Raw genomic sequence first — 3,907 nt, 5'->3', positions numbered from 1 at the left:
GGGCTCGGCTGGGCTCGGCTCGGCTCGGCTCGGCTCGGCTCGGCTCGGCTGGGCGTCGCTGCGCCGAGTGGGCAGAAGATGCTGCTCACCCGTCGGCGAAGAGCATCTCTTGCCCACTCGGCGCCCGTGCCCGGCCGCGCTCGCCCGCACGTGACGTCGAGTGGGCAGGAGATGTCGCTCGCAGCCGGACGAAGAGCATCTTCTGCCCACTCGAGCGACGTGTCGGCAAAGGAATGGGTGGACGAGGAGGCGCGGGCGCGTCACGAGGACGGCGCCCGCCGCGGCGCGGCGCGGCTCAGTCGAAGAGGCCGTAGGCGGCGTCGAGGGTCTCGTCGGTGCTGAGCGGGGCGGCGTCGCCCGCACCGGTCGCCGTGACGACCACGAGGCCGTGGGGGGAGATGATGGTCGTTGCTGACGCAGTGATGCCTTGCTGCGTCACGGTCTGTGAGAACGCTTGACCTCCGAACGCAGAGATTCTCGAGTCGTCGATGGTCTCGACACCTTCGGCGGCCTCGGCGTCTGCGATCTGTGATCTCATCTCTGAGTCGCTCAACTCGTTCCGCTGAGCCACGACGAGGATTCCGCTCGCGTCCGCGATGTTGCTGGCGTCGACTCCCGGTGTCAGCCATGCGCAACTGGCCTGATCGTCCTGGAAGACGTTGTTCGCATTGGGCTCGAGGCCGTCCACGACACCGCCGAGCGCCGAGCCGACGTCGTCGCAGCTGGCGAGGTCGTCGAAGGTGCCCTCGCCGGACGCGGTCGACCCCGAGCCGTCCGAGCCGGCCGACGACCCGCCGGAACCGGCGTCGTCACCGCCACCCGCGCCTCCTGAGGTGCAGCCGGCGAGCAGCAGGCCGAGGGCGAGCACGCCCGTGGTCGTGGCCGTGACGGCCGTTCTGCGCATGGTCGTGGTCATCGGGGACTCCCTCGTGATCTGCCGCGGGCTCGCTGCGCCCGGTGCTGACGTCACCCTAACGAGGGGTGCCTCCGAGGACCCCGACGGGGCCGACTCGACCGCCGCCGCCAGCGCCGCCGCCGCCGCCACACCGCCGATGTGCCGTCGAACCACGCAGGTGCGTGGTTCGACGGCACATGGGTGGTTCCACTCGGACCGGTGCTCGCGAGGGGAGGCGATGGCCCGGCCCCGACGCCGACGCCACCGCGCCGCGCGTCACCAGGTCGTGCGGGTGCGCTCCTGCTCGACGACGGCCTCACGGTCGGAGAGCCCGCGCAGCCCGGCGAACTGCTGCCCCATGCGCGGGTTGCCCGCGAGCACCGGCTCGACGCGGTCGAGGAACGCCCAGTACCCGGCGGTCACCGGGCAGGCGTCCTCGCCGAGTCGCTTCTTCGGGTCGAACCGGCACGAGCCGCAGTGATCGGTCATGCGGTTGATGTACGCGCCACCCGACGCGTACGGCTTGGTCGCGACGATGCCGCCGTCGGCGTGCTGCGACATGCCCACGACGTTGGCGGGCATCACCCACGGGGTGCCGTCGACGTACATGTCGACGAACCACTGGTTGAGGGCCGCCGGGTCGACCCCGCGCTGCAAGGCCCAGTTGCCGAGGATCATCAGCCGCTGGATGTGGTGGTTCCAGCCGTGCCGGCGCAGCCCGTCGAGCGTGTCGCCGAGGCACTCGGCCTCGACCGCCTCGACGTCGAGCCCGGCGAACACCTCGGGCAGGGGCTGCGTCGCCCCGAGCGCGTTGCTCGTCGTCGCGAAGTCCTCTCCGAGGTGCCAGTAGAGGTGCCAGACCCAGTCGCGCCAGCCGACGATCTGCCGGGTGAACCCCTCGACGCTGCGCAGGGGGGCGTCGCCGGCTTGGTACGACGCGACGGCGGCCTCGACGACCTCGCGCGGGTCGAGCAGTCCGAGGTTCATGGGGGCGCTGAGCAGCGAGTGCGCCATCGTCCAGTCGCCCGACAGGGTGGCGTCCTCGAACGGGCCGAAGTCGGGCAGCCGCACCTCGACGAAGTCCGCCAGGGCGGCCGTCGCCTCGGCCCGGGTCGCGGCGAACCGGCGAGGCGCGTCGTCGCCGACGAGCCGGACGACCCCCTCGCGCTCCCAGCGCTCGAGGTCGGCCCGCACCTCGGCGTCGATGTCGTCCTCGTCGGGCCACTCCTGCGGCGGCAGGCCCAGCGTGGCGGCACCCTTCGGCGGCTTCTCGCGGTTGTCGTGGTCGTAGTTCCACTGGCCTCCGACGGGCTGGGGGCCCTCCATCAGCAGATTGGTGCGCTGGCGCACGGCCCGGTACCAGTCCTCCATCAGGAGGCGCGGTGCCGGTCGACCGCCGGACGCGCCGGTCGGTCGACCCGCGCCTCCTCGACGGGCGTCGTCGGCGTCCGCCGTCGCCCCGCCGGACCGGCCCGAGCCGCGGCCGCCCTGGCGACCGGCGGCCCACTCGGCGAACTCGGCCTCGCTCGAGACGAAGCCGCGACTCGGCAGCACCTCGGCGCCGACCGACCGCACGAGGCGGCGGGCCCGGTACGAGGTGGGATCGACGACCTGCAGGTCGTCCCGCCCCTCGAGGGCCTCGGAGTAGTGCTCGACCTGGCGGAAGTCGACGCGGTCGCCCAGTTCGGCCGCGCGGTGCCGGATGGCGGACAGGATCAGCTGCAGCTTGGCGCGGTGCAGGGTGCGACCCTGCCACGACGAACGGCTCTCGATCAGCAGCATCGGATCGCCGTCGTCGAAGTGCGGGCCGAGCTGGTCGAGGAAGATCCACCGGGTGCGCTGCATGCCCCGACAGTAGACGCGGGCACTCAGCGGGTTGCCAGCATGTTCACCGTGACGAACGGGGCGAGCACGGCGTCTCATTGACGTGCAGCCCGGGTCACCCCGGTTCGCCCGGGCCCGGCCCGGTCGGGTCACGGCCCCGACGGACCACGGCCCGCTCGCACGACGACCACCGCACGACCATCCGCACGACTCCCCCAGCCGAAAGAGGACCCGAGATGTCGAACACCGCCACTCCCACCCCTGCCACCACCAGCTCGCGCGTCGACGGCGTCGCACGCGTCGACGGTGCGTCCACCGTGTCGTCCGACGCCGCGGGCACCACGCAGATCGCCGACGGCGTCGTCGCCAAGGTCGCGGGCATCGCCGCCCGCCAGGTGCCCGGCGTCCACTCGATCGGTGGCGGCGCCTCGCGTGCCGTGGGTGCGCTGCGCAACGCCGTCGGCCAGCAGGACCACGGCCAGGGCGTCAAGGTCGAGGTCGGCGAGACCCAGGCCGCGGCGGACCTCAGCATCGTCGTCGACTACCCGCTGTCGGTGCAGAAGGTCGCGGACGACGTCCGCCGGGCCGTCGCCGACGCCATCACCCAGCTGGTCGGGCTCGAGGTCGTCGAGATCAACATCGAGGTCAGCGACATCTTCATCGCCGGCCAGGACGACGACGACAAGGGCGACAAAGCCGACGCGCAGCGGGTTCAGTAGTAGCTGCGGCGGTCGTCCCGACACGATCGTCTCCCGCACCATCGCGGGCCGCACCCCACCGAGCCGACCGGCTCGACCGCACGACCCGTGCACCATCGCCCCAGGAGGCACCCCATGGCATCACTGCTCCGACGCTTCGCCCCGCTCATCGTGGGCTTCGTCATCAAGAAGATCATGAACAAGCGCGGCGGCGGCAACGGCCAGGCCGGCGGCTACCAGCAGCCCGGTCGGCGCCGCTGACCCACCGCACGCCCTGCAGCGCTTCGGACGCAGGAGGCGCGACTCACGCGAGTCGCGCCTCCTGCGTCTTTCGTCGTCCCGGGGGGGCGGCATCTCTCCCGCCTTGATCCGGTACGTGCCGGATCAAGGCACCGACGATCCGGTACGTGCCGGATCAGGGAAAGCGCGGTCGTCCTGCGGTGCTGACGGCGAACGTCGAGGCCGGCAGCCCGAGCGGCGCGCGGCTCAG

At 72.3% G+C, this 3,907-nt stretch carries 4 protein-coding genes; 2 read left to right on the top strand and 2 right to left on the bottom strand.

Annotated features, from left to right (window positions below; all coding sequences use genetic code 11):
* Positions 1–295: 295 nt before the first annotated feature.
* Together BIV04_RS11285 and BIV04_RS11280 are read right to left on the bottom strand one after the other, a co-directional pair.
* Positions 296–916, bottom strand: a complete 621-nt coding sequence (locus tag BIV04_RS11285; RefSeq protein ID WP_071256359.1) for a hypothetical protein — start codon at positions 914–916, stop codon at positions 296–298.
* 255 nt (positions 917–1,171) lie between these two features.
* Positions 1,172–2,740 carry a cryptochrome/photolyase family protein gene (locus tag BIV04_RS11280; RefSeq protein ID WP_071256358.1) on the bottom strand — a complete coding sequence of 523 codons (1,569 nt, stop codon included), beginning with the start codon at positions 2,738–2,740 and terminating at the stop codon, positions 1,172–1,174.
* A 215-nt stretch (positions 2,741–2,955) separates the two neighbouring features.
* Between BIV04_RS11280 and BIV04_RS11275 the strand changes: the two genes are divergently transcribed.
* A complete protein-coding gene (locus tag BIV04_RS11275; RefSeq protein ID WP_083396377.1) occupies positions 2,956–3,438 on the top strand; it encodes an Asp23/Gls24 family envelope stress response protein in 483 nt (160 codons plus the stop codon).
* Between the two features lie 114 nt (positions 3,439–3,552).
* Positions 3,553–3,678: a hypothetical protein gene (locus BIV04_RS17445; protein WP_255349713.1), complete on the top strand. Its 126-nt coding sequence runs from the start codon at positions 3,553–3,555 to the stop codon at positions 3,676–3,678.
* The last annotated feature ends 229 nt before the right edge of the window (positions 3,679–3,907 follow it).

The sequence above is a fragment of the Frigoribacterium sp. MCBA15_019 genome, assembly GCF_001864945.1.
Taxonomy (GTDB): domain Bacteria; phylum Actinomycetota; class Actinomycetes; order Actinomycetales; family Microbacteriaceae; genus Frigoribacterium.
The sequence above is the reverse complement of the archived record's forward strand: the minus strand, read 5'-3'. Positions and strand labels throughout refer to the sequence as shown.